This window comes from Tautonia rosea, assembly GCF_012958305.1.
GTDB classification, from domain to species: Bacteria; Planctomycetota; Planctomycetia; order Isosphaerales; family Isosphaeraceae; genus Tautonia; species Tautonia rosea.
Window position 1 is genome coordinate 201,783 of sequence record NZ_JABBYO010000009.1, and the last position, 25,061, is coordinate 226,843.

The 25,061-nt window shown below is 63.5% G+C and carries 21 protein-coding genes; 11 read left to right on the forward strand and 10 right to left on the reverse strand.

All coding sequences use genetic code 11. The features are described from left to right. The first annotated feature begins 49 nt into the window (after positions 1–49). The 3 genes from HG800_RS17375 to HG800_RS17385 all read left to right on the forward strand — a co-directional run bounded on the left by HG800_RS17375 (position 50) and on the right by HG800_RS17385 (position 3,820). The gene (locus HG800_RS17375; RefSeq protein WP_235963753.1) at positions 50–1,267 is read left to right on the forward strand and encodes an aminotransferase-like domain-containing protein; all 1,218 of its coding nucleotides are present in this window, start codon (positions 50–52) and stop codon (positions 1,265–1,267) included. Positions 1,268–1,318: 51 nt separating this feature from the next. After that, on the forward strand, positions 1,319–2,551 hold the full coding sequence (locus HG800_RS17380) for an LptF/LptG family permease (RefSeq protein WP_169977905.1): 1,233 nt from the start codon (positions 1,319–1,321) through the stop codon (positions 2,549–2,551). 99 nt (positions 2,552–2,650) lie between these two features. Then, on the forward strand, positions 2,651–3,820 hold the full coding sequence (locus tag HG800_RS17385) for an LptF/LptG family permease (protein ID WP_235963754.1): 1,170 nt from the start codon (positions 2,651–2,653) through the stop codon (positions 3,818–3,820). Positions 3,821–3,866: 46 nt separating this feature from the next. Here HG800_RS17385 and HG800_RS17390 read toward each other — a convergent pair whose 3' ends face one another. After that, a complete protein-coding gene (locus HG800_RS17390) occupies positions 3,867–5,147 on the reverse strand; it encodes a beta-ketoacyl-[acyl-carrier-protein] synthase family protein (RefSeq protein WP_169977906.1) in 1,281 nt (426 codons plus the stop codon). A gap of 393 nt (positions 5,148–5,540) precedes the next feature. Here HG800_RS17390 and HG800_RS17395 point away from each other — a divergent pair, with 393 nt between their 5' ends. Together HG800_RS17395 and HG800_RS17400 are read left to right on the forward strand one after the other, a co-directional pair. Next, the gene (locus tag HG800_RS17395; protein ID WP_169977907.1) at positions 5,541–6,737 is read left to right on the forward strand and encodes a pyridoxal phosphate-dependent aminotransferase; all 1,197 of its coding nucleotides are present in this window, start codon (positions 5,541–5,543) and stop codon (positions 6,735–6,737) included. A gap of 339 nt (positions 6,738–7,076) precedes the next feature. Next, entirely contained in the window at positions 7,077–7,559 is a 483-nt protein-coding gene (locus HG800_RS17400) for a hypothetical protein (RefSeq protein ID WP_169977908.1), read from the forward strand. A gap of 297 nt (positions 7,560–7,856) precedes the next feature. Here the strand turns inward: HG800_RS17400 and HG800_RS17405 are convergent, their stop codons facing one another. The 4 genes from HG800_RS17405 to HG800_RS17420 all read right to left on the reverse strand — a co-directional run bounded on the left by HG800_RS17405 (position 7,857) and on the right by HG800_RS17420 (position 10,855). Then, the gene (locus HG800_RS17405; RefSeq protein ID WP_169977909.1) at positions 7,857–8,120 is read right to left on the reverse strand and encodes a hypothetical protein; all 264 of its coding nucleotides are present in this window, start codon (positions 8,118–8,120) and stop codon (positions 7,857–7,859) included. 44 nt (positions 8,121–8,164) lie between these two features. Next, positions 8,165–9,133, reverse strand: a complete 969-nt coding sequence (locus tag HG800_RS17410) for a DUF1559 family PulG-like putative transporter (protein WP_169977983.1) — start codon at positions 9,131–9,133, stop codon at positions 8,165–8,167. Between the two features lie 441 nt (positions 9,134–9,574). Then, positions 9,575–10,279 (reverse strand): RraA family protein, encoded by a 705-nt coding sequence (locus HG800_RS17415; RefSeq protein ID WP_169977910.1) that lies wholly within the window; start codon positions 10,277–10,279, stop codon positions 9,575–9,577. 252 nt (positions 10,280–10,531) lie between these two features. Next, positions 10,532–10,855, reverse strand: coding sequence for a hypothetical protein (locus tag HG800_RS17420; protein ID WP_235963755.1), 324 nt, complete (start codon positions 10,853–10,855; stop codon positions 10,532–10,534). A 187-nt stretch (positions 10,856–11,042) separates the two neighbouring features. Here HG800_RS17420 and HG800_RS17425 point away from each other — a divergent pair, with 187 nt between their 5' ends. Continuing rightward, the gene (locus HG800_RS17425; protein ID WP_169977911.1) at positions 11,043–11,243 is read left to right on the forward strand and encodes a hypothetical protein; all 201 of its coding nucleotides are present in this window, start codon (positions 11,043–11,045) and stop codon (positions 11,241–11,243) included. An 84-nt stretch (positions 11,244–11,327) separates the two neighbouring features. On the opposite strand, the gene mutS is transcribed toward HG800_RS17425, so the two are convergent. From mutS to HG800_RS17440, 3 genes are all read right to left on the reverse strand, one after another. Next, positions 11,328–13,970, reverse strand: a complete 2,643-nt coding sequence (gene mutS, locus HG800_RS17430; protein ID WP_169977912.1) for a DNA mismatch repair protein MutS — start codon at positions 13,968–13,970, stop codon at positions 11,328–11,330. Positions 13,971–14,051: 81 nt separating this feature from the next. Continuing rightward, positions 14,052–14,543: a hypothetical protein gene (locus HG800_RS17435; protein WP_169977913.1), complete on the reverse strand. Its 492-nt coding sequence runs from the start codon at positions 14,541–14,543 to the stop codon at positions 14,052–14,054. A 38-nt stretch (positions 14,544–14,581) separates the two neighbouring features. Then, a complete protein-coding gene (locus HG800_RS17440) occupies positions 14,582–14,941 on the reverse strand; it encodes an STAS domain-containing protein (protein ID WP_169977914.1) in 360 nt (119 codons plus the stop codon). 292 nt (positions 14,942–15,233) lie between these two features. On the opposite strand from HG800_RS17440, the gene sppA reads away from it, so the two are divergent. Beyond that, positions 15,234–17,054 carry a signal peptide peptidase SppA gene (gene sppA / locus HG800_RS17445; protein ID WP_169977915.1) on the forward strand — a complete coding sequence of 607 codons (1,821 nt, stop codon included), beginning with the start codon at positions 15,234–15,236 and terminating at the stop codon, positions 17,052–17,054. 91 nt (positions 17,055–17,145) lie between these two features. Here the strand turns inward: sppA and HG800_RS17450 are convergent, their stop codons facing one another. Continuing rightward, positions 17,146–19,449 (reverse strand): sodium:solute symporter family transporter, encoded by a 2,304-nt coding sequence (locus HG800_RS17450; protein WP_169977916.1) that lies wholly within the window; start codon positions 19,447–19,449, stop codon positions 17,146–17,148. A gap of 414 nt (positions 19,450–19,863) precedes the next feature. Next, positions 19,864–21,831, reverse strand: coding sequence for an acetate--CoA ligase (gene acs / locus HG800_RS17455; RefSeq protein WP_169977917.1), 1,968 nt, complete (start codon positions 21,829–21,831; stop codon positions 19,864–19,866). Between the two features lie 358 nt (positions 21,832–22,189). Here acs and HG800_RS17460 point away from each other — a divergent pair, with 358 nt between their 5' ends. The 4 genes from HG800_RS17460 to HG800_RS17475 all read left to right on the forward strand — a co-directional run bounded on the left by HG800_RS17460 (position 22,190) and on the right by HG800_RS17475 (position 25,015). Beyond that, positions 22,190–23,218: a DUF697 domain-containing protein gene (locus tag HG800_RS17460; protein ID WP_169977918.1), complete on the forward strand. Its 1,029-nt coding sequence runs from the start codon at positions 22,190–22,192 to the stop codon at positions 23,216–23,218. A 97-nt stretch (positions 23,219–23,315) separates the two neighbouring features. Then, positions 23,316–24,065 carry a suppressor of fused domain protein gene (locus HG800_RS17465; RefSeq protein WP_169977919.1) on the forward strand — a complete coding sequence of 250 codons (750 nt, stop codon included), beginning with the start codon at positions 23,316–23,318 and terminating at the stop codon, positions 24,063–24,065. A 47-nt stretch (positions 24,066–24,112) separates the two neighbouring features. Next, positions 24,113–24,460: a hypothetical protein gene (locus tag HG800_RS17470; protein WP_169977920.1), complete on the forward strand. Its 348-nt coding sequence runs from the start codon at positions 24,113–24,115 to the stop codon at positions 24,458–24,460. A 159-nt stretch (positions 24,461–24,619) separates the two neighbouring features. Further along, the gene (locus HG800_RS17475; protein ID WP_169977921.1) at positions 24,620–25,015 is read left to right on the forward strand and encodes a response regulator; all 396 of its coding nucleotides are present in this window, start codon (positions 24,620–24,622) and stop codon (positions 25,013–25,015) included. The last annotated feature ends 46 nt before the right edge of the window (positions 25,016–25,061 follow it).

Consider the following 25,061-nt stretch of genomic DNA (forward strand, 5'->3'; position numbering starts at 1 on the left):
CTTGAGTCGATTGGCCCGAGATCGAGGGGGGTCGCCGATCAGCGACCTGATGAAGTGCGCGTTGGACAATCCGGGCTTGATTTCGCTCGCCGCCGGATTCGTCGATCCCGCCTCCCTGCCGATTGACCCGACCCGAAGGGCCGTCGATGCGCTCTTGAGCGACCCGGCCCGAGGGCGCAAGGCGTTACAGTACGGCACGACGATCGGCGATCGGTCGCTCCGGGAACGGCTCGTCCGTCGCCTGGAGCAGGAGGAAGACGCACTTCCGGGCCAGTTCGCCCACGTCATCGACCGAACGGTCATGACCAACGGCTCGCAGCAACTGCTCTACCTCGTGGCCGAGGCATTGCTCGATCCGGGAGACATCGTCCTCGTCGAGTCACCGACCTACTTCGTCTTCATGGGATTGATCGAGGCCCGAGGCGCCCGAGTCATCGGGATCGAGACGGATGACGGGGGCCTGAGCCTTCCCTCCCTGGAGGAGACCCTCCTACAGCTCGACGAGGCGGGCGACCTGCCCCGCGTGAAGCTGATCTACACGGTCAGCGAGCACGGCAACCCAACCGGCCTGAGCCTGGCTGGTGATCGGCGTGCCCCGCTGGTTGAGCTGGCGAACCGCTGGTCCAAATCGCATCAAATCTACGTCCTGGAAGATGCCGCCTATCGCGGCCTGAGCTTCACGGGCCGCGAGCCGTCGAGCGTCTGGCGACACGACGAGGACGGCCGCTGCGTCATCCTGGCCCGAACCTTCAGCAAGAGCTTCAGCCCAGGGCTCAAAACGGGCTTCGGTATCTTGCCCGAAGCGCTCCTGGATTCGGTCCTGAACCTCAAAGGAGACCACGACTTCGGCTCGAACAACTTCGCGCAGAACGTGCTTGAGCAGGTCATCGCCGACGGCAGTTATGATGCCCAGGTGGCCTGGCTCCGCGAGGTCTATCGGTCGAAGTGCGAAGTCTTGCTCGGCGCCTTGGAGGAGCACCTCGGCGGAGTCGAGGGAGTCTCGTGGACAACGCCGAAGGGGGGCCTCTACATCTGGCTCACGGTGCCGGAGTGGCTCGACACGGGCAAGGATGGACCCTTGTTCTCGAAGGCGCTGGAACATGAGGTGCTTTACGTTCCGGGATCGTATGCCTTTCCGGACGAACCGGGACCGGTGCCAACGAACCACGCCCGGCTCTGCTTCGGCGTGCCGAACGAAGAACAGTTACGCGAGGGTGCGCGTCGCCTGGCCGAGGCCCTGGCGGCGTGCGGCGAACGGGTCGCGTGAGGCGATCGGTCCGGGGCCTGGACGCCCCGGAAGAACCGCGGGGGACCCGAAGTGAACGGATTGCTTCGCCGCTACGCGATCGGCATCCTGCCCCGATATGTCATGGGGCAGGTCGCCAAGTCGTTCATCCTGGCATTGTTGATGCTGACAAGCATCTTCGTGCTCGTGGTGGTCGTGGCCAAGGCGGCCGAGACGGGCCTCGGCCCTCGTGAAATCGCCATGATGCTGCCCCTGGCCGTTCCGAGTACCTTACCGTACACGGCGCCGGTGGCCCTGCTCTTCGCGGTGACGGTCGTCTACGGCCGAATCGCCTCGGAAAACGAGGTGCTGGCGATCAAGGCGTCGGGCCAGGGGGCGATGACGGTCATGCTGCCGTCGTTCCTCTTCGGCACGATCCTGAGCCTTGGCCTGATCTACATGAGCAACGACCTGATCCCCTCGGCCACGCATCAGGCCAAGAAGGCCCTGATGAGCAACATCGAGGAGATGTTCTATCGGATCTTGAAGAAGGAGCGATCGTTCGACAACAAAGGGTGGCCGTTCAAGATCGAGGTCCGAGACGTGGAAGACAAGGTCTTACTCGGGGCCCGCTTCTCACACCGCAACCGAGACCCGAACGCCGAATCTCCCTTTGATATGCACATTTACGCCGAACGTGCTTCGATTCAGTTCGACAAGGAGGGGGAGAAGGTCGTCGTCGTGCTTGAAGACGCCGCCATGATCGGTGCGGCCCGCCACCGCGACTTCATGCTCATCGACAAGGAACGGCTCGAACTTCCGATGGCCAACCGGGGCGATCACTTCGTCGGAACGGTGCAGGAACTGACCACCGGGCAGATCATCGAGGAACAGGCCGAGAGCCTGACCCGATCCGTCGAGGAACGCAACCGGCAGTCCATCGCCGCATCCCTCTGGATCGCCTCGGGACGGCCCAGGCTCGTCAACTGGACAGCAATCCGGGAAACGTACAAGGACGCGCTCTACTGGGAGCAGCGCTACAACAAACTCGAAACCGAGAAACACATGCGGGTGGCGATTGCCTTCAGCCCGTTGTTTTTCGTCTTGATCGGCGTGCCGGTGGGCATCTGGCGGGCCAGAGGCGACTTCCTCAGCGCCTTCATGGTCTGTTTCATGCCGATCATTCTGATCTACTATCCGCTGACCCTCGTCGGCGTCAACCTGGGGAAAGAGGGGATGCTCGATCCCCTGCTCGCCCTCTGGTCGGGAAACCTCGTGCTGGCGATCCTCTGCGGCCTCGTCTTGCGGCCCGTGCTGCGGCATTAATCAATCACGTGCTCGTTGATCGCAGCGCGTCACGCTGTTGGACGCTCGAAAACGCAAGAATGCTCGATCGGTCGGACCTGAGGTCCACGGAGGGACCAGATGCTGCGGATCCTGGACAGGCAGCGCTACTGGGCGTTCGTGAAGGCCTACATCATCTGCTTCGTCTCGCTCGTGGGCCTGATCGTTGTGATCGACGCCTTCGCGAACCTTGACGAGTTCGCCAAGGTCGCCAGCGGCCTCGGCCTGTTCCAGAAGATGGGCCGCTTCTACCTCGTGCGGACGAGCCTCTTCTTCGACCGGCTCAGCGGGGTCATCGCCATGATGGCCGCCGTCTTCACCGCCACCTGGATGCAACGCAACAACGAGCTGCTGGCCATGCTCGCCGCAGGAATCGGCACCAAGCGGGTGATCCGCCCGATTCTTGTATCGGCCTGCCTGGTCAATGCCTTGGCCGTCGTCAACCAGGAATGGATCATGCCCGAAGTCGCCGACGAGCTGCAAAAGGCTCCCGACGATTTCGACGGTCGAAAAATTGTTCATTTCCACAGCCGCGAAGACCGCAATGGCATTTCCGTCGGAGCAAGCGGCCAGGGTGATCCGAATTCGCAAACCGTGACCAAATTCCACGCCTTCTTACCAATGCCCGTCATCGGCTCGTTCGGCAGTATCGACGCAGCCGAAGCAACCTACATTCCCGAAAATCACCCGACCGCTCCTCTGACCGGCGGCTGGTTGCTGCGCCGGGCTCGGGTCAGCCCTCCTGAAGCACCCATCGACCCCGAAATCCTTGTCGAACTGAACGCAGAGGAAGACCTCGATGCGTTCCCGCCCTCGCTCGATGGCCTCGACGACCTGGGAGGGCGAACGCTGTTCCTGAAGTCTCGCGTGTCGTTCCGAGCGATTACAAGAGACCATCGCCAGTGGTTCCGCTACGCCTCGACCCCCGAGCTGATCACCGCCCTGGCCGACCCGGTGAACGATCCCGAAAAGACCGAAATCGCCGTTTATTTGCACATGCGAATGCTTCGTCCGTTAATGGGCATGGCCCTGCTCTTTCTCTCCTTGCCCTTGATCCTCGGCGGCGAGGGTCGAAATACCTTTATCAACCTTGGCTTCTCACTCGGCGCGTCGGCGGCCTATTACGCCACGATCAACGTCGCGCAGTATCTCGGCAGCAACGGCGTCTTGACGCCGATGATCGCCGCCTGGGGCCCGCTTATCGTCTTCGGAACGATCGCCGCGTCGCGATGGGATCTGATCAAATCCTGACGACACCAGCCCTCGGTCAGGACTCCTTGCTCGTCCCCGAAGACGATCAGACGCGAGCCATGACAAGTGACGCGTTCTGGCCGCCGAAGCCGAAGCTGTTCGACAGGGCAACACGCACCTGAGTCTCTCGGGCCGTATTGGGCACGTAGTCAAGGTCGCAGTTCGGATCGGGAGTCGCCTGGTTGATCGTCGGAGGAATGACCCCGCGATCGAGCGTAATGGCCGTTGCGGCGGCTTCCAGCGCGCCGGAGGCACCGATCAGGTGGCCGACCATCGACTTCTGCGAGCTGATTGGAATCGTCTTCGAGCGGTGGCCGAACACCTGCTTGACGGCGTTCGTCTCCATGATGTCGTTCAAGCGGGTGCTCGTGCCGTGGGCGTTGATGTAGTCCACGTCCGAAGGGTTGGTCTTTCCTTCTTTCAACGCGGCCTTGATCGACAACGCGGCCCCCTTGCCGGTCGGCTCAGGCCGGGTGATCCCGTAGGCGTCGAACGAGGACCCGTAGCCGACGACCTCGGCAAAAATCTTCGCGCGCCGGCGACGGGCATGCTGGAGGCTTTCGAGGACGAGCACCGCGGCCCCTTCGCCCAGGACGAAGCCGTCTCGCTCACCGTCGAAGGGGCGAGAGACCTCGGTCGGTGTCCGGGTCGATCGGCTCAGGGCGTTCATGGCCTGGTAGGCGACGATCAAGAGCGGATCGAGCCGGCTATCGCAGCCGCCGGCGAGCATCACGTCGGCGTCTCCTCGGCCAATCAGCCGGAAGGCCTCGCCAACGGCCTGGGTGCCGGCGGCGCAGGCCGTGACGATCGTGTTGTTCGGCCCCATCGCCTGATGCAAAATCGACAGGTGCGCCGCCGCCATGTTCGGCAGGTGCTTCAAGAGCCAGAGCGGGAACATCGACTCGGCCTGAGCGATCGAGAATTGCTTCCAGTCCAGCGCACCGTCGTTGCTCACCCCTGAGAGCATCGGGGCCGCCAGCTCACCCAGCGACATGGGCGTAATGCCCGTTCCCATGCACACACCAAATCGAGCCGGATCAAGACGGTCGGACTCCAGACCCGCGTCTTCAACCGCCAGGCCCGCGGCACCGACAGCGAAATTGACGGCGCGGCTCATGGTCTTGGCGTTCTTCTTGTGCTCCCCCAGATAGGGCATCACATCGAAGTTCTTGACCTCGCCGGCAATCCGGACCGGCAGCCCCGTTGCGTCAAAGCTCTCAATCGGGCCGACCCCGGAACGCCCCTCAGCAATCGCCTCGCTAAACGAGACGCGGCCGACGCCGTTCGGAGCCACAATTCCGATTCCCGTGATCACCACCCGGCGCATCGACACCTCTCCCTTGCCTCGCTCTCGGCTCTCGTCAAGTGGTGTGCGTCTCGTCGAGGCCCTCAACCAACAATCGCGTTCGCGATCGTCGACACGGGCGATGCTTGATGTACTGCGCATCATACAATGCGAAATCAGCGGGAGCAAGTGAGTTTGGCCAGTCTGGGTGGTTCTGTTCGAGTATTCCAACTAGCGGAACTGTGCGAACCAAAACCGATTGTCCCGGCCACCGAACCGATGAAGTGACCCGAGGGTCTGAGCTTGCTAGAATGGGGGGTCGCTTCGGGAGGGCTCGGAAGGGAGCGATGCTCCCGGATGAACGTCACGACATCGGGGCGACCCACGTTTTTCGTGATCATGGCGCGGTTTGCAACTTTCGGGGGAGAGCGATCGATGTCCCTCCGCTTGGCGGAACGTTCCCGGTGGGTGGCCCCTTCGGCAACCATGGCAATGGCGGCCGAGGCGGCAAGGCTCAAGGCCACGGGGGTCGAGGTCTTCGACTTCTCGCTGGGAGAGCCCGATTTTCCAACGCCCGAGCACATCTGTCAGGCCGCCGAGCGGGCGATCCGAGACGGAAAAACCCATTACACCCCCGCCGCCGGAATTCCCGAGCTGCGGGCCGCCGTCGCAAGGCACTATGCGTCATCGGTCGGTTTGCCGGTCGAACCTCAGCATGTCATCGTCTCCAACGGCGCGAAGCATTCCATTCATAACGCCTTGATGGCCCTGTGCGGTCCGGGGGATGAGGTGATCATCCCCAGCCCCTACTGGGTCAGCTACGCCGAGCTGGTCCGCCTGACCGGCGCCGAGCCGATCATTCTGGAAACGACCGAGGAGGAGGGGTTCATTCTCTCTCCCGAGCGGTTCCTGGAGGCCGTGACGCCCCGATCGAAGCTCTTGATGCTCAACAGCCCGTCGAATCCGACGGGAGTGGTCTACCCTCGGTCGGCGCTGGAGGCCCTGGCCGACGCGGTCCTCACGACCGAGGTCGGCGTCATTTCCGACGAAATCTACGAGGAACTCCTGTACGGTGATGCCGAGGCCCATTGCTTCGCCGGCCTGAGGCCGGGCCTGGCCGACCGAACCATCACCATCTCCGGAGTGAGCAAGACCTATGCCATGACCGGCTGGCGGATCGGCTGGGCCGTGGCCCCTCCGGCAGTGTCGAAATTCATGGGAGCCTTGCAAAGCCAGGAGACGAGCAACCCCTGCTCCATCAGCCAGTGGGCGGCCCTGGAGGCGATCACCGGGCCGAAGGACCCGATCCGAGGGATGCTCGCCGAGTTCAGCAAGCGCCGCGATTACGTGATCGATCGCATCAAAGGGTTGAAGAACGTCTCCTGCATCCCGCCCCAGGGGGCCTTCTATGCGTTCATGAACGTCGAACGCCACTTCGGCCGGACCCTCGGCGGCGAGCCCATCACCGACTCGACCAGCTTCTGCCAGGCCGCGTTGCGATCGGTCAACGTGGCAATGGTCATGGGCTCGGCCTTCGGGGCTGAAGGGTTTGCCCGCGTCTCGTTCGCCACGAGCATAGAAACACTGGAACGCGGCTTCGACGCCCTCGGCCGATTCCTGGACGGCGAGTGACCCGCCCTGATGCTTGAACGCGGTTTCCGCGTGCCTCGTGAGAGTCTGGGAAACGGGGACTGGCTCCGAGTCTTCGAAGGTGCCAGTCCCCCTTTCCCGACGAGCGGCGACAACCAGGCAGAAACCGCTCCAGAGAGGCATTCCCCGATCGTTTCGTTCGGTTGCAGGTCCCCGGCTCGGAATTCGCTGAGCCTTGAGTTGTTGTGCTGATCGGGAGGATGACGGGCTCCCGGCGGAGGGATTTTGGGGGGATCGAACTGGCGTCTTGCCGCGCGATCGTCGGTTCTTCTAGAATAACCTCCATCCACTCCGCCTGGCGACCCGCGGGAGAGGGCAGCCATGACCCGGTATCTTGTCGCAGGGATGTTGCTGCCGGTTTCGATGATGATCGCCTACCTGATCCTCCGCCGGCCGATCCGGGAGATCTGCGAGGAGATCGGCTTCGAAAAGGCTCGTCAGCGCTTCCGCCAGCAGCGCGAACGCCTCGAAGCGCGGTTCCTCACCGCGCTGGGTCGGATTGACCCCGAGGAACAGGAATACTGGGAGCTTGCCGACTGGCGAGACGAGATCGTCTGGGCCCGCGACCGATCGACCCGGACCCTCAACGCCCTGGTCGCCGTCCGGTTCGACCCTCCCCCCTTCACCGACCTGCCCTCCCCCTACGCCACCGCCCTGTTCGAATACCGCGACGGCAACTGGTCCACCGACGGCCAATGGTTCGACGACCTCCGGCCCGAGGAAGCCGTCGCCCTTCACCGCCAGCTTGAGCCGGTCATCGTCTCCCGCTACCGGCCGTCGCAGACCGGCGACGCGATGCTCTGACCGCTCGAACTCGGGTCAGAGACAACCCTAGCCATCCCTCCCAACGATCGTCACCCGGTCACTCGGCGGCATCGCCGGATTGTGCGTTCTGCTGTCCGCGGAACACGATTGGAATGTCCCAATTTCCCCCAAACACGAATGCACTTTGACATTATGGATTGGGGTCTATCAGTACATTGAATTCCCGAGTTTTCTGACGGTCCATCCCGGAGAAGTCGTTCTACTCAATCAGGACGTAATAGTCCCCAGGACCACTACGGATTGGCACATTCTTGGCTTCTACACTGTGGGTCATAGTCAGAGGGTCGTAAGAAATAGGTCCAGTGCCGCTGTTGAATGTTGTGTCAGGCCCTCAAAAACAATGGAGGCACGAAATCGCCCGTCTCCCGTTTCGGATTTAAACTCGATCTCAATGTCGAACGTTGTGTCGTTGGGTCCGACAATGATTTGCGCATCTTCGGCTGGTGTCTCGATGGTCACCTCTGCCAAGCATTTATCAGTCGAGACCAGGAAGCAAACAATTCCTGATAGCAGTAGCAGATTTGAGCGGTGCATGTTCATGTTGCGGCCCTCGATGGAGTTGCGGTTTTGTGAATTTATATCGACTAGTGATCCGGAACGATTTCACCGCCAGAGCGACTACCCAATGCCCACCATACAGTGAGAGATAGGGAATCTCGGACGAATTGCACATGCCCGTCAGCATACAGGGCATTGATTCCCCCGGAGTGGCGACTGGACGCCGTCCAAGCACCAGTGACCGCGCCCCAATCATTGTAACATGAAATTCCGCTTATACGATTAATATGATTGTACTGGGTAAACCCAAGACCTCCAACCATCCAACCTCTCCCCTTGTCATTATCGAAAGCCGCATCTTTTACATTTAATGATCTGCACTTACGAGCAAATCTTTCTAATTGATTTGAACCACTGAAGGGGACTGATGTTGTAAAGACTGAACCTATCTTATCTCTTGAATGAGGATCGTTAGCGAGAGCCCATTCCGCAACAGATACTGTAGAACTGAGTCCGTCTCTGAAGTCTTGTGCTCCAACATGTTCCCCCTGTAGCGGGATTGCACCGTCTTTGTTGCCGTATTTCTGCCAACCCCTTCCTTGGTTGCCGGGATAGCTAGTAGGGGCACCAAGCGATCCCCAAGAACCGCCCATAACATTGCCAGACGTACAAAGATATGAGTTGATTTTCATCAGACCTGTGGTCTGCCGCCCTTCAGACAAGCCGAACCCTCTCGAAGGAATTCCATTTGCAAGATAATGCGTGAAATTTATACTATTATAGATATTTACATTTCCCATATGCGGAAGTATTTTCACAAGATATGAATATCCCCCAACCCCTTCTCCGGTTGGAAACTTCTGCCAGATGGATTCATAGGCATTAAGTGCTATCCCAATTTGCTTTAGGTTGTTCGCGCATTCTGCCCGGCGAGCTGCCTCTCGGGCAGCTTGGACTGCTGGCAAAACCAACCCGGCTAGGATGCCAATAATGGCAACAACAACCAAGATTTCGATTAGCGTCAAAGCCCGTCGCGATGCTAGACGGCCTTCCATCACGACAATTGCTCCTCAATCGATTTCGACTTTTGGAGAATTCTATTTAGGGTAGTTTGTTGACGGATCCCCCTGTATCGTATTGTTGACCATCAGGTCAAGAGGAACACGTCAATTGTGCGTCCCATGAAAGTCGGGCGCGGCGTGCAATCGCGGCGCAATTCCTAATTGAACAACAGCTTGTGCTATTGCTGAACGAATTGGAATCCCACAGAATTTCACATAATTTACACTTCACAATTGTCGGTCCAACGCGGGCAGGTGGCCGGGGCGAGATCACCCCCCAGCCTGAGCGACCCTGGAACCGCCCAAGAATCAACAACGTGTGGCCGGGGCAAAGTGCATGTCGCCCGGCCACCCAGTCGAAGAATGATCACCCCATCGCCAAGGGAGTTCCGGGGTCGAAACGACCCCGGCCGATGGTCGAGTCGCGGGGTCCGATCACTCGCGGATCTTGTTCTTCATCTCGGCGCGGAGCTGAATATAACGCTCCAGGTCGAAATCGGCGCTGCGGCAGTGTTCGAGCAGGGGGCGTTCCAGGGCCTCGACCTGGGCGCAGGCGTCGGCGAGGCGGTCGGCGACCTCGGCGGGGATGATGCAGACGCCGTGCTTGTCGGCGTGGATCAGGTCGCCGGGCTTGATCTCGACGCCGGCGATCGTCACCGGCTTGCCGAAATCGACCAGCCGCACATAGGCGTGACTGACGCACGGATTGAGGCCGAAAAGCTGGAAGCCGAGCCCTTCGACCTCATCCAGGTCTCTCGGGCAGCCGTCGGTGATGTGGCCGACGCAGCCGAGCTTCTGGTGGATCGTCGCGTTCACCTCGCCGAACTGGGCGCCGAGGCCGGGCTCGTAGTCCAGATCCTGACCGACCGCCACCTTCGGCCCCGGCTGGGCGGCGACGTAGCGGAGGTAATCGGCGTTCAGGTCGGGGCTTGGGTTCGGATCGTGCGAGGCCTTCGTCTGCGAGGTGACGGCATAGCCGACCATCACCCCGAGGTTCGGCGTGAGGCTCCGGATGCGGTGCGGCAGGTAGCCGACGTGCCTCGGGCGGACGTTGAAGACCTCAATCGCATTGGAGATCGTCGGCGTGTTGTAGGCTTTGAGCCGTTCGATGGCATCAGGACTTAGGCAGGTGGAGGACATCGGGGATTGCGCTCCGTCGAGGCCGGGATTCGGGTTGATTGCGGCAGTCTAGCACCGCGACCCGTCCAGAGCCAGCGGGACGACTTCGGCCAAGCTCGCCGAGGAATGGCATGGACGCCTACGCGGCGCCCCGGCGTCGGAACAGGCGAGCGGGGAACCGAGGTCTCCGTCCTCCTCCCTTCCCACTCTTTCTCTTCTCTGCGTCTCTGCGCGGGGCCCCCTCCCCCGTCTGACCACCCGCCAGGTCGTCGGTCAGGCCCCCTGGGGATCAAGCACGACGGGCGGCTCTCCCTCGCCTCGCGTCCAGGGATCGGCCGGCCCGGATCGCCAGGCGAAGCCGCCGAGCGGCAGATCCGCCAGGTCCATCAAAGTCGAGTCGAACTGCACGATTTCGCCCAGCGAGACAACCCGGGCGTCCTCCTCGAACACGTGCTCCCCATCGAGGAACTGCCAGGAACCGTCCTCCTCGTCGTGCGTGACCAGCAGTACCGGGGTTTCGCCGTCGAGGATGCGATCGAGCGTAAACACGGCCGTTTCCGGGGGATCGGCGAAGGGCCATTGCATGTCGAGAGTCATGTTCAGGTCACCGCAAGAGAGGTCTCGAACCGGTTGCCGTTTGCAACCGCAACCATCGGGCCTGTTCGGAAGAACCGGGACGACGACACCCCCTGCCAAACAGTTCCGACTGGCCAATCCTGGACCGTGAGGCTACGATTCCAGAGGAAGTTCATTCGCTCTTCACATGTCACATGGAATGAGTCTCGTGAACGCCGAAGCCATCAGTCCCGAGGAACAGATCCGCCGCGTCGCCCGGGTCTTTCTCTCGATGTCAAACCCTCCCTCGCCGGGCGAACCGCCCGTGTCTCGCCCCGATCTCCGGGGCTTGATTGAAATGATCGAACGGCATCTGGAAGGCGAACTCCCTCCACTGCCTGCTCAGCAAGGTCAGGCAGCCCACGATTGAACCCCGTCAGTCGCTGGAACCTCCTTGCGATTCCAGTGCACTGACGTGCCCCCCTTTCGTGTTCGCCTTTTCGTGGTCTCCTTCTCAGGAGGATTCGGCCAGCGCCTTGAGTCGTTGAATCAAGGCCACCGCGGCCGACGGATCAAGCGCCGCAGGATCAACCTCGCGCAGCTCGTCAATCATCGGATCAGGCAACGCCGCGAACAGGCTCTCCTGAATCCCTCGGCCCGTTTTGACCTTCCGAGGATCAGGCCCATTCGTCGCCTCGGCAGCGGCCCCCTGGCCGTCAAGTTGCTCGGTGCCGTGGTGCCGTTCCAGATACGCCAGGATCGTCCGAGCCCGGTCGAGCACCGAGCCCGGGACCCCCGCCAGCCGGGCCACGTGGATGCCGTAGCTCTGGTCGGCTCCTCCGGGAACGATCCGGTGGAGAAACACCACCTCCCCGTCCCGCTCCCGGACCGAAACGTTGCAATTCCGCAACCTCGGACGCGATTGCTCCAGATCAACCAGCTCGTGATAATGCGTGGCAAAGAGGGTTCGGCAACCGACCTCGTCGTGCAGGTGCTCGGCGATGGCCCAGGCCAGCGAGACGCCGTCGAACGTACTCGTCCCCCGGCCAATCTCGTCAAGAATCACCAGCGATTGCCTAGTCGCGTTGTTCAGAATATTGGCCGTCTCGGTCATCTCGACCATGAACGTGCTCTGCCCCCGGCTCAGCTCATCGGTTGCGCCAACCCGCGCGAAGACCCGATCAACCACCCCGAGCCTCGCCTGCTTCGCCGGCACGAAGCTGCCCATCTGGGCGAGAATGCTGATCAGGGCCACCTGTCGGATATAGGTGCTTTTTCCCGCCATGTTCGGGCCGGTGAGGATGACGACCATCCCATCATCCGGGCCGAGGGTCGCATCGTTCGGGACGAACGCCCCCTGCGGCATCATCGCATCGAGCACCGGATGACGGCCGTCGAGGATCGTCAGGACCGGCTCGGAAACCATCTCGGGGCGGCAATACCCCTGTCGAGCCGCCAGCTCGGCCAGCGCACACAGCACATCGACCGTCGCCAGCACGACCCCCGCCTGGACCAACCGGGGAGCCTCGGCCGCCACCCGGTCTCGGAGCGTCAGAAAGAGCTCATATTCCAGGTCGCGCGCCCGTTCCTCAGCCCGGAGGACGGTGTCCTCATACTCTTTCAGCTCAGGGGTGATGTAGCGCTCGCCGTTCTTGATCGTCTGCTTGCGAACGTACTCGCCGGGAAGCTGTTTGCCGGCGGCCTGGGCGTGGGTGATCTCGATGTAATAGCCGAAGACCTTGTTGAACCCAACCTTCAGGCCGTTGATCCCCGTCTTCTGCACCTGTTCGGCCTGGTAGCGGGCAATCCACGATTTGCCACCCCGCGCAATCTCGCGCAGCTCGTCCAGGGTCGGGTGGTAACCTTGCCGGATCAACCCCCCTTCCTTCAGGGCCAGCGGGGGCTCATCGACGAGTGCCTGTTCGATCCCACTCCGAATTTCGGGGCAGAGTTCAAGCGACTGCTCCAGATCATTCAGCAAGGGGGCCCCACGTTCGCTCAGGCGGGCCTTGATCCGGGGCAAAAGGCCCAAGGTCCTTGCCAGGCAAGCAAGGTCTCGCGGCGAGGCTCGAAACGTGGCGGCCCGAGCGGCCAGGCGTTCCAGGTCGTGCGCGCGGTCGAGCGCGGCGCGCAAGTCGGCCCGCAGGGCGGTGTCGGCCAGCAGTTCCGCCACGGCCGAGTGGCGTCGGGTGATGCCGTCGAGGTCGGTCAAGGGAGAGGTCATCCACTCGGCCAGTAACCGCGCCCCCATCGGCGTGCAGGAGCGGTCGATGACAGCCAGCAGCGAGCCGTCTCGCTTCCCCTCGCGGAGCGTCCGGGTCAGCTCCAGGCTGCGTCGGGTCGTCTCGTCGAGCAGCAGGGTCCTGCCCCGACGATAGGGGACGATCCGCGTCAGGTGCCCAAGGCTCGATTTCTGCGTGTCCTTCAAATACGAGAGCAGCGCCCCGGCCGCCGACACCTCGATCGCCTCGTCGTCGAGACCAAAGCCGGAGAGGGTGGTCACGCCGAAATGGTCGAAGAGGCGCCCCTTCGCCTCGCTCGGCTGAAAATCCCAGGAGGGGCGACACGTGATCGGCACCTGTGGGCTTTGCTGACGGATCAGGCGGACCCAGGGCGCGTCGAGCGTGGTTTCCGAGATGAGTATCTCGGCCGGATCGAGCCGGGCCATCTCGTCGAGCAACTCCCTACGCTGAACCTCGCAAAGCAAGAAGCGACCCGTCGACAGTTCCACCCAGGCCAGGCCAAGTTTCCCCTTCACCTCAACCACGGCGGCCAGATAGTTCGCCGCTTTCGGATCAAGCAGGGCGTCGTCGGTCAGCGTCCCGGGGGTGACGACCCGGACGATCTCACGCTTGACCAGCCCCTTCGCGAGCCTGGCGTCCTCAACCTGCTCGCAAACGGCCGCGCGATGTCCGGCGGCGACGATCTTCGCCAGATACGACTCCAACGCCGGATGTGGAAACCCGGCCATCGGGATCGCGTCGGCCCCCTTGTCTCGGCTCGTCAATGCAAGGCCCAGCAAGGCCGAGGCGCGTTCGGCATCCTCCCCGAACAGCTCGTAGAAGTCCCCCATCCGGAACAAAAGCAGAGCGTCGGGATCGCGGGCTTTCAACTCGCGATACTGCTGCATCATCGGGGTCGAGGCGGGCCCGCTCACGGCGATCCTCTCCGATCCGAAATCCGTTTCCGAAAAGGGTCCGAACGTCGCCCCGATTCCCTGGGGCGTGTGGGGCGAGGCTCACGACGAGGGAGGGGCTGAAGTTGAAGACGGGGGCATCGACGTTGGGGACGGGGTCGCTGACGATCCCTGGCCAGCAATCGCCGATCGAACCGCCTCAATCGCGGCCGCTTCGCTCGGATAAGGGTCCCACGAGAATCGCGCGATCAGCCGAAACGACTCGGCCACCCAGGGAACCGCCTCGCACGTCTCGACCACCCCCTGGCGCTCGTCCACCACCTGCTTGCGAAACAGAATCAACGCAAGCAAAGCGCTGGACGCAAGGTGCTCGATCCCCGAAAGGTTCACGACAATCCCAGCCCTGGGAGTGATCCGGGCCGCCAGGTCCTTCAATCCGTCCTTGAACAGCGCGATCACCCCCGATTCCACCAAAAACCGGGCGCGACAGCGAACCACGACGACTCCGCCTCCTGCATCGTGCTCGGTGAGCAAAGGCCCATCAAGCGGCGGGACGGAGTCTCCGGGAGAGGGAGACGTGGACGGGGGGCTCATGGCGGCCCTCCGGCGGTCAGAGGCCGAATCGGATCGAATCAGAACGAATCGAGCGCCGACTGCTCGTCTTTGAAAATCGGGAACACCTGATCGAGCCGGGTGATCTTGAAGACCTCCAGCAGATCGGGGTGGATGCAGCAAAGCTTCATCGTCCCCTTGGCAGCACCGACTTTCTTCTTCAACTGAATGAGTTTGCCCAACGCGGCGCTGGACAGATACATCACATTGTTGAAATTCAACAGGAGCCGCGAATGCCCCTGATCGTCGACGAGGCTGTAAAGCTGATCGCCGACTTCCTGGATCACCTCATCTGAGACGATCTTGTTGTCGGTGAAGCTGACCACGACCACGTCATCGATTGTCTCAAGCTGGAGTCGCTGGCGAGTACCTTGCGACATGGGGCGAACTCCTGGAGGTCAGTGGGCGGGTAGGGTCTTCCAACGTCGAAAGCCGGCAGTCCGAAACGCCGACCCGATCGCGTCGACCAGAAAGGAGCGATCAGGTCCTCATCACCATCGACCTGACTGCGCGTCTCTGACGTGCCGACTCCTGAATTTCCAATCTACCCGAACGAAGAACCTTATTACCATAGCATGGGATCGAATCAATTTCCCGGTTGCGGCTCCCTCAATTTGCTTGAACCGCCCGATTGAGCCGCTGCCATTCTCACGTCCCGGAGCCTTTGCGCTGATGAACCTCGCGCGATTTGCCTGGATTCTCGCCGTCCTGCTCCCGATTTCCTTCGAGGCCGCTCGGGCCGACCAGGACACTCAGGACACCAAGACAGACGCCGCTCAGCCCGCCGCCCCCCCGAAACCGGCCAAGGTGGTCGATTTCACCCTCAAGGGGTCGCTCGGCGAGGCCCCGTCTCCTCTCGGGCTCGACGGATCGCCGCTGGAAACGAACCTCTCGACCCTGCTCGACCGCATGGCCAAGGCCGCGGCCGACGACGAGGTGAAGGGGTTGATCCTCCGCTTCCGCGACCTCGGCGTCGGCCCCGGCAAGGCTCACGAGCTGCGCCGGGCGATCGCCGAGTTCCGCAAGTCGGAAAAGCCGATCGTCGCCTTCCTCGAATCGGCCGGCAATGCCGACTACTGGGTCGCCTCGGCCGCCGACCGCATCATCATGCCCGAAAGCGGCTCGTTGATGATCTCCGGCCTCTCGGCCGAGGTCACCTTCTACAAAGGGCTCTTTGACAAGCTCGGCGTTCAGCCTGATTACCTTCAGGTCGGCGAGTACAAAGGGGCCGCCGAACCCTACACCCGGACCGAGATGAGCCCCGAGTTCCGCCAGGAGCTGACCGAGGTCCTCACCGACGAGTTCGACCTGCTCATCCAGGCCATCGCCGAGGGCCGAGGGCTCGAACCCGACGCCGTCCGCGACCTGATCAACAACGGCCCGTACACCGCCAGCAAGGCTCGTGAGGTCGGCCTGATCGACGACCTTGCCTACCCTGATCAGGTTGAAGCGAGCCTGGCCGAGAAACTCGGCGTCGAGAAACTCGACCTCCTGACCAAGTACGGCCAACCCGAGCCGGAAGATTACTCCGGCCTCAGCGGCTTCATGAAGCTCATGCAGGAGCTTTCAGGAGACGGGAAGAAGAAAGCCAAAACCTCCGACCCGAAGATCGCCGTCATCTACGCCACCGGGGTCATCCAGTCGGGGAAGTCCTCCCCCGGCTCGATCCTGGGCGAGGCCGTGATGGGCTCCGACACCATCATCGAGCAGATCCAGAAGGCCGAGGAGGATGATTCGGTCAAGGCCATCGTCCTCCGCGTCGATTCTCCCGGCGGCAGCGCCCTGGCCAGCGACCTGATGTGGCGCGCGATCGTCGAGGCCAAGAAACCGATCGTCGCCAGCATGTCCGACACCGCCGCCTCCGGCGGCTACTACATCAGCATGGGCTGCGACGCCATCTTCGCCGAGCCGGGCACCCTGACCGGATCCATCGGCGTCGTCGGCGGCAAGTTCGCCCTGGGAGGCCTTTTGGAAAAGGTCGGCGTCTCGACCGACACCGTCACCGTCGGCAAGAACGGCGGCCTCTTCTCCCCCTTCTCCCGCTTCAGCCCCGAGCAGGAAAAGGCCGTCCGGGCGATGATGGAGGACACCTACCGCCAGTTCGTCTCCAAGGCCGCCGACGGCCGAGACACCGAGTACGACGCCCTCAACAAGCTCGCCGGCGGCCGCATCTACTCGGGTCGACGCGCCAAGGACCTCGGCCTCGTCGATGAGCTGGGCACCCTCGACGACGCCATCGCCCACGCCAGGAAACTGGCCAATCTTGACCCCGACCAGAAGGTCGAACGCCTCGCCCTGCCCGAGCCGAAATCCATCTTCGAGTCCCTCTCCGAGAGTCTCGACGGCCTCGGCATCCAGAGCCCTCAGATCGGCCTCGAATCCGCCCTCCCCGAGCCGATCCGCGGCATGGCCGTCCGCGCCGAGCAGTTCCGCCGCCTCGTCGAACGCGAGCCGGCCGTCTTGATTCTCCCGTTCGAGGTCCGCATCCGATGACCTTCGTCTCGGGACGACCTCGCTGTTGCCAGGTCGTCCCGAGGTACACTCCGACCATCGTTTTTTCCGCGTGCAACCGCCGGATGTTGGATCAGTCAGACGTCCGAGGCGATTTGGAATCCTGAGAGTCCTCGGGCGGTGCAGATGGCTCCTTCATGCTGGAGTCCGGTATGGAGGAGACCGACGGTTGATCGGGACCATTCTGGTTCGAAGCCTCGTAATCCCCCCTCCGTGTTCCATCCGGTTCGTCAAGCTTCGCGCCGACCTGCAACTCGGCGGCCTCGCTCCGATCAGGGTCTTCGGGCGGAGGCGATTTCGGCTCGGCCGAGGCTTCCGAAAAGCCCAGCCAGTACCAGACCGGCATCAGGCCGAACCCCATCACCAGGCAAAATCCGATCCAGGTCGGGCGATGGGGCCACCAGAACGGCGGCGGACTCCCGCAGATCAACGAGCCGATGCCCACGAGCATCGAGAAGATCGACAGGGCCGCGGCAATCACCGCGCCGACCCCTCGGTACAATCGCAAGCGGTCGTCTCGCGCACTGCCGCCGTTTGCCTCTGCGATCGGCCCCCAGAACCCCGGCGGTCGTGTCCGTCGATAAAATTCGCCCAGGCTCTCCCGAGACTCCGGCCCGACGTAAAGCGCTACGCCGATCCCGATCCCCGAGGCCACAACGGCCATGATCAGCATGCGCACGGCCTCGATCCAGACCTCCAGATCCGGGTCGTTCGTGCGAACCAGCAGCAGCAACGGCGCGGTCAGAGCGAGCGAGGCGACCGTGGCGGCGATCTCTCCCCAGGCGTTGACCCGCCACCACAGCCATCGCAGCAACAGCAACGGCCCAATCCCGGCACCAAGCAGCAAACTGGCCTGCCAGGCGTCTCGGATTGAGGGCATCTGCGTCATGATCACCAGGGCAATCACCAGAATCGCCACGTTCGACCCTCGGGCCACCCAGACCAGTTCCCTCGGCTCCGGGTCGCGCTGAAAGAGACGACGGCTGAGGAATCGCTTGTACAGATCGTTCGTCCAGTACGAGGACCCCCAGTTCAGGTGCGTGTCCACTGTCGAGGCCAGCGCAGCCAGCATCCCGGTGAGCATCAGGCCGAGCAGGCCCATCGGAAGCATCTGCTTGAAGCCTTCGACATAGGCGAATTCGCGATCTTCCTTGATCTGTGCTCGGGCGTCGTTTTCGGCGTCCAACCGTTGCGCGGCGGCCTCCTTGGGCTCGACCAAGGGGCGAAGCTCAGTGTCTTCGGCCTCGGCGTTCACCTTGACGACCCCCGGTCGCTGGGCTCCGACGCCGCCATCCCCCTCCATCTCGGTCGGCAAGATCAGCATCAGGCCAAGCCCGATCGGCAGCCAGAGCAGGCTGCGGAGGAAAATCTGCACGGTCGTTAGCGTCAGGGCCGCCACGCGGGCGTCCCTCGGCGATCGGCAGGCCATCGTCCGCTGGGCGAGATAGCCGGTACCGTCCGCATTGATCTGAAAGAACCACTGCGTCGCATAGACGACCAGCAACGCCAGGCTTGCCTCGCGAGCCCCAGAGGGCGTGAACGCCAGGATCTCGCTCGCCGAAATCCCCCCCGGCCCCAGTCCGCCGCCGAATTTCTCCTGAATTCCCGACTGAATCGCCCCCAGCCCGCCAACCTCTCGAATCACCATGTAGGCAAACGCTCCCGTGGCCACTAGCGCCAGCCCAAGCTGCACCGCATCGGTCGCCACCACGCTCCGCAAGCCTCCCGTGGCCGAATAACCGAGCGTTACCAGTAGAATCGCCAGAATCGACAGCAAATTATTCGCCGATCGCACGTACAGGTCCGGATCGCCCGGTTTCAGCGTGCTCAGGTCCAGTTGCAGCCACTCCATGAACCCGACGACCGGGTCGAACAGCACCGCGGGAAGCCACTCGTTCCAGGTCAAGAACGGCTCGGCAATCCGCGTCGAGGCCAGCAAGACCATCGCCAGCACGGTGCAGTTGAACACCGTGCCGAAGTAAATCGCCTTGAATCCCCGCAACGCCGCGGCCGGCTTCTTCCCGTAGCGCAGCTCCGTGAGCTCGGCGTCGGTTATCACCCCGGCCCGCTGCCAGCTTCCCGCCAGAATGAACCCAAGAACCAAAAACGCGACCCCGTAAATCCACAACCGCCAGAGCGAGAAGATCCCCGAGACCGCGATCATCCCCGCCACCAGAAGCGGCGTATCGGCCGCAAACTGCGTGGCCGCCATGCTCAGCCCCGCCTTCCAGCCCGGCAAGGTCCGGCCGGCCAGAAAGTATTCTTCCACATTCTTTGACGCGACCGACTTGGACTTAATACCATTGCGTATCGCATACACAATAAAGAGAATAATAATTGAATAGTCAATCCAGTGAACTGATCCGGTCCCTTGCATGATGATCGGCTCCGGGGATGCTCAATCGACCACCGAGCAGCGGCGATCGCTGGCCCTCTCGGGCGGCTCGGACTCAGACCGAGGCCGCGCGGCGGTTCTCGTGGCGAAACACTGCGTTCGCGAGAACAACGAGACGTCCCCAGCCGCTTCTTCACGCTCGCCAAGCGGTCGGGAACTCCTTCCACCTCAACAAACAGACCGAACCTGGCGTCGAGCTTACACCCACGTTTTGGGGCCCAGGTGTCGGAGGGCCAGAACGCCTCTCCAGTTGGGGCAAATGTCGTACCATCACATCCACCCACAACCAGTGACAGCCTGGTAACGCAAACGAGCCACTCGCAACACCATGCGCGAGTGGCTCGTGATCCGGGGTTCACGCCGTTGAGCGACCAGGGCCGGTCCTGATCGAGATGATCACTCGTCCGACTGCCGCAACTGGGCCATCACGGTGAAGTCTTCGAGCGTGGTCGTATCGCCCGTCGATTCAACCCCGGCGGCCACATCGCGGAGCAATCGCCGCATGATCTTGCCCGACCGCGTCTTGGGCAACGCCTCGGCGAACCGAATCACATCGGGCCGGGCCAACGCGCCGATCTCCTTGACCACATGCGCCGCCAGTTCCTTCTTCAGGTCCTCGCTCGGCTCCTGGCCCGATTCGAGCGTCACGAACGCCGCGACGGCCTGCCCCTTCAGGTCATCCGGCTTACCCACCACGGCGGCCTCGGCCACCCTCGGGTGGCTGACCAGGGCCGACTCGATCTCCATCGTCGACAGTCGGTGGCCCGAGACGTTCAGCACGTCGTCCACCCGGCCCATGATCCAGAAGTTCCCGTCCGTGTCCTTCCGCGCCCCGTCTCCGGTGAAGTAGCGCCCGGGGAACATCGACCAGTAGGTCTGCTGGAAGCGGTCGTCGTCCCCCCAGAGGGTCCGGAGCATCGACGGCCAGGGCTTGGTAATTGCCAGCAATCCGCCGTGACCGTCGGGCACGGGGTTACCGTCGTGGTCGAGAATCTCAGGAACGATCCCCGGCAAGGGCCTCGTGGCCGATCCAGGGGTCGTCGGCGTCGCCCCTGGCAACGGGGAAATCATGATCGCCCCCGTCTCGGTCTGCCACCAGGTATCGACGATCGGGCACTTCCCGCCGCCAATCACCTCGTGATACCACATCCACGCCTCAGGATTGATCGGCTCTCCCACCGAGCCAAGCAAGCGGAGACTCGACAGATCATGCCGCTGCGGGAACTGCTTGCCCCACTTCATGAACGCCCGGATCGCCGTCGGTGCCGTGTAGAGGATCGTGACCTTGTGATCCTCGATGATCTTCCAGAACCGCGCCTCATCCGGGAAGTTGGGCGCTCCTTCATACATCACGACCGTCGCCCCCAGGGCAAGCGGGCCGTACACAATGTAACTATGACCCGTCACCCAGCCGACATCCGCCGTGCACCAGTAGATGTCGTCGTCCTTCAGGTCAAAAACGATCTGCGTCGAATAGGTCGTCCCCAGCAGATAGCCGGCCGTCGTGTGCAGGATTCCCTTCGGCTTGCCCGTCGACCCCGACGTATAAAGAATGTACAGCGGGTGCTCGCTCTCCATCGGCTCGGCCGGGCAGTCGGTCGAGGCCTTCTCCGCCAGCTCGTGCCACCAGACGTCGCGCCCCTCGGTCATCGGCACGTCGTCGGCGGTCCGCTTGAGCACCACCACCTTCTCGATTGTCGGGCAATGATCGACCGCGCCGTCGGCGTTGGCCTTCAGCGGCACGACCTTGCCACGCCGGTAGCCGCCGTCGGACGTGACCAGCACCTTGGCCGAGCAGTCCTGAATCCGGCCCGCCAGTGCCTCGGAGCTAAACCCGCCGAACACCACCGTATGCGGCGCCCCGATCCGGGCACAGGCGAGCATGGCGATCGCCGCCTCCGGCACCATCGGCAGGTAGATGGCGACCACATCCCCTTTCCTGACGCCGAGCCCCTTCAGGACGTTGGCGAACCGAGAGACCTCGTCGCGCAACTCCTTGTAGGTCAACGTCTTCTCATCGCCCGGCTCGCCAATCCAGACCAACGCCGGCTTCTCGGCGTTCGGGCCCTCGGCGTGGCGATCGACGCAGTTCTCGGCCACGTTCAGTTGCCCGCCGACGAACCACTTGGCGTGCGGCGCCTGCCAGTCGAGCACCGTCTCGAACGGCTTCGACCAGCTCAGCAGCTCCTTCGCCCGAGCAGCCCAGAAGGCTTCGGGGTCCTGGTTCGCCTCGTTCCAGAGGGTTTCGTACTGCTTCAGGCTTGAGATCCGGGCGTTCTTGGCGAATGACTCAGGAGGAGGGAAGACGCGCTTCTCGTTCAGAACACTGTGAATTGATCCGCTGCCGCCAGATTGCGATGCCATGGTCGTCTTGCCTCCGCGGGCCGTTTGGGCCTCGGGTATCTTCGGGAACCCGACACCAATCCCGAAGCTCGGGAGTGCGGGTCAGGTGGAGAGCGCCTGTGTTGACCCCGGCAACAATCTTGGTGGGAGGGGTGAGACTCACCCGTCGGCCGGTGGTCGAGGCAGAAAAGCGATCTTATGAGGGCGGATCGGCACCCGTCAACCGCCCGCCGCCCCCCTGCTCGATCGGCCGAATGGCCTTGCAAACCACTGCCTTGCGTTGGATGATGTCCCAGGTCCAGGATGGGCTGATGTTCCCGACTCGGGCCGATTTCCCGCCCGACTACCGGCCAAGGAGCCTCGACGCAGGTCCCCTCCCATGAACCGCACGATCAAGAGCATGGCCGTCCTGGTCAGCGGGTTCATCCTGCTGTCCTTCGGCGTCGTCGTGGTGAACCAGACCGCCGGCGTCGTCTCGCTCGCGAGCGAGGTCCACCCGATGCTGGGCAAAGGGACGCTCGTCGTCCTGCTCGGCTCCTATGGCGCCCTCATCGGCGTGCCGGTCGTGATGTTTTTCCGCCTGCCGAAGTCGCTCGACCCCCCTCTGAGCGAGGACGACCCCGACTTCGACGGCCACCTCGACCGCCTCCGCACCCGACTCGCTGCCAACCCCGCCGTCACCGAACCCGAGCTGAACACCCGCGACGGCCTCCACCGTGCCATCGGGCAACTCGACCAGCGCGCCGACGACCTCGTCAAGAGCACCGCCTCGGTCGTCTTCCTCTCGACCGCCGTCTCGCAAAACGGCCAGTTCGACGCCCTCATCGTCCTGGCCGCGCAGTCCCGGATGGTCTGGCAGATCGCCCACCTCTACCACCAGCGGCCGACCGTCCGCGACATGACCCGGCTCTACGCCAACGTCGCCGTCACCGCCTTCGCCGCCGGAGCCATCGACGAGATCGACCTGAACCAGCAGGTCCAGCCGATCCTCGGCTCGACCCTCGGCTCTGCCGCCGGAGCCATCCCCGGCATGCAGGTCGCCGCCACCGTCCTGGTCAACTCCGTCATGTCCGGCACCGCCAACGCCTACCTGACCCTTCGCGTCGGCCTCATCGCCAAGCGCTACTGCGGCGCGATCGTCGTCCAGCCCAAGCCCGCCCTCCGCCGCGCCGCCTCCGCCGAGGCCGCCAAGATGCTCGGCGCCATTGTCTCCAGCGGCACCAAAACCATCTCCGCCGCCATCTTCGGCGCCGTCCGCGACAAGGGGGCCCAGACCCTCTCCGACGTCAAGCAGCGCGTCAGCTCGACCGTTTCCACCGTCAGCGACTCCGCCCGCGGCGCCGGCACCCGCTTCTCCGGCCTCTTCCGCCGCGCCGACGGCCAGGTCGGGCCCGAGGCCGCCGGCTGATCGGCGGCCGGCCCCCCTTCGCCCCGATTGTCGACGCAGCCCGAACCGGGACCGAGCCCTGCGACCACCCGCCCGATGCCCCCCGAGGTGTCTCCCCATGCCCGCCGAGCACGACCCCGACGCCCTGGAACCCGAGGGCGGTCAATCGGCCTCCGGGAGCCCGATCTACCGCCACCGGCAAGCCGATCGCGACTGGTCGCCTCCCGAATCGCCGGGCCTTCATCTGGAGGAGATCGAGGCCCACCTGCAACGCCACGTCGGCAAGGTCGAGCACGTTTTCCACGAAGTCGTCTCTGACCTGGTCCACCTCGACGTCCTCCTGATCCCACCGGCCGACGACCGTCCGTTCAAGGTCCTCGTGACCAGCGGCGTGAGCGAGCGACCGATGGCGGTCCCGGAGGGCCTGGAGGAATTCCGAAGGGCCGAGCTGATGATCGCCCTGGCCCCCGACTGGCCGCTCTCCCAGGAGGCCCTCCGCGACGAGGCCAATTACTGGCCCATCCGGTGGCTCAAGAGCGTCGGCCGACTCCCCCACGAGTATCAGACCTGGATCGGCTGGGGCCACTCGATCCCCAACGGAGATCCCGCCGAGCCGATCGGGGGGACCGGCTTTGTCGGCGTCGTCCTGCTCCCCCCCTACGGCTTCGACCCCGAGATCTTCCGGCTCAACACGGCCTCGGGGGAACCGATCACCTTCTACTGGCTGGTCCCCCTCTACCCCGAAGAGATGGCGCTAAAGCTCGACCAGGGGATCGACGCGCTTGAGGACCGACTCAACTTCGACGACCTCGGCTTCGTGCTCGACCCTGATCGCCCGAACGTCGCCCGCGACGGCCAATCCCCCTGAGCCGTACCGAGCCGATCCGAGCCAACCCTCCCCTCCGAACCTCCCCCATGACGTTCCCCGTCACCCCCGATGGCCGCTACTTCGTCGTCCGAGGCCGCCTCTGGCGCATGGCGAACCCCGCGCTCGAACCCGCCGAGCGCTCCCGCCTCCAGCGCGACCTGATGAGCGCCCGCTCCTCCCTCGGCCACGCCCGACGCTCCGGGGACGACGACGCCCGACGCCTCGCCCGTGCCCGGATCGACGCCGCCAAGGTCGCCCTCGGCGAACGCGGCCCCCCCTGGTGGACCGACGGCTCCCCCGACTACAATCGCCGGATGGCCGTCAACACCCCCTACCGCCCTTGGTTCGAGCAACTCCCCCCCGATCCTGATCCCGAACCGGCCGACACCCCATAACTGCCGCCCACGGACCTCCGCGGCGGATCAGGCAACGCGGATCCCCCGATCCGGCCCGGCCGACGGCCTGGCATCACGTTTGCCCCATTTCCCCGAGCTTCGACGCGAATCATCGCCATCTATTGACCCATTTTCTCCACCCCGAACCGGACGACCGCCATGTCTCGCCCCCGCGTCCTGAACGTCGGCCAGTGCGGCTACGACCACTCCTCCATCTCCCGCTTCCTGCAGCAATCCTGCAACGCCCAGGTCGACGCCGCCGACTCCGGCACCGAGGCCCTCGACGCCCTCCGCGCCGACCCGAAGCGCTACGACCTCGTCCTCGTCAACCGCGTCTTCGACCGCGGCGGCGAGTCCGGCCTCGACCTCATCAAGACCCTCCGCTCCGACCCCACCCTCGCCGAACTCCCCGTCATGCTCGTCAGCAACTACCCCGACGCCCAGCAACAGGCCCTCGACCTCGGCGCCCTCCCCGGCTTCGGCAAGTCCGACCTCGGCAACCCCACCACCTCCCAACGCCTCCGCGACGCCCTCTCCTCCGACGGCGGCTTCTGACCCGACCTCGCTCCGCGCCTCCTCATCGCCTGCCCGGCTCTCCTCC